General features: G+C 56.8%; 1 protein-coding gene. It reads left to right on the top strand.

The annotated features are described in order from the left end of the window. On the top strand, positions 1-864 hold an 864-nt coding region (locus H0248_RS21240), incomplete at both ends, for an ATP-binding cassette domain-containing protein (RefSeq protein WP_180787390.1).

Genomic DNA, 864 nt, shown 5'->3' with positions numbered 1-864 from the left:
CCGACCAACCACCTCGATCTGGATGCCGTTATCTGGCTGGAAAAGTGGCTGAAAAACTACGCTGGCACGCTGGTCCTGATCTCGCACGACCGCGATTTCCTCGATCCGGTGGTGACCAAGATTCTGCACATCGAACAGCAGTCGCTCAACGAGTACACCGGTAACTACTCCTCGTTTGAACGCCAGCGCGCCACTCGTCTCGCACAGCAGCAATCGCTCTATGAGCATCAGCAGGAGCGCGTCGCGCATCTGCAACACTATATCGATCGCTTCCGCGCACAGGCGACCAAAGCAAAGCAGGCGCAAAGCCGGATAAAAATGCTGGAACGCATGGAGATGATTGCGCCGGCGCATGTCGACAACCCTTTCCGCTTCAGCTTTCGCGCTCCGGAATCGTTGCCCAATCCACTGATGAAGATGGAAAAGGTCAGCGCAGGCTACAACGACAAGCTGATTCTGGAATCCATCAAACTCAATTTAGTGCCAGGTTCCCGCATCGGGCTGCTCGGTCATAACGGCGCAGGCAAATCCACGCTAATCAAGCTGCTTGCTGGCACGCTCGCCCCACTGAAAGGGGAAATTGGGTTGGCGAAAGGCGTGAAACTCGGTTATTTCGCCCAGCACCAGTTAGAGTTTCTACGTGCGGATGAATCGCCTTTGCAGCATCTGGTGCGTCTGGCAGAGCGGGAAACGGAACAGCAACTACGCGACTACCTCGGCGGCTTCGGTTTTCAGGGCGACAAAGTCACCGAGATCACCGAGCGCTTCTCCGGCGGTGAAAAAGCCCGTCTGGTGCTGGCGCTGATCGTCTGGCAGCGCCCGAACCTCCTGCTGCTTGACGAACCGACCAACCACCTCGATCTG

This window comes from Pectobacterium brasiliense (assembly GCF_013449685.1).
GTDB classification, from domain to species: domain Bacteria; phylum Pseudomonadota; class Gammaproteobacteria; order Enterobacterales; family Enterobacteriaceae; genus Pectobacterium; species Pectobacterium brasiliense_A.
This window is presented reverse-complemented; position numbering and strand designations above follow the sequence as displayed.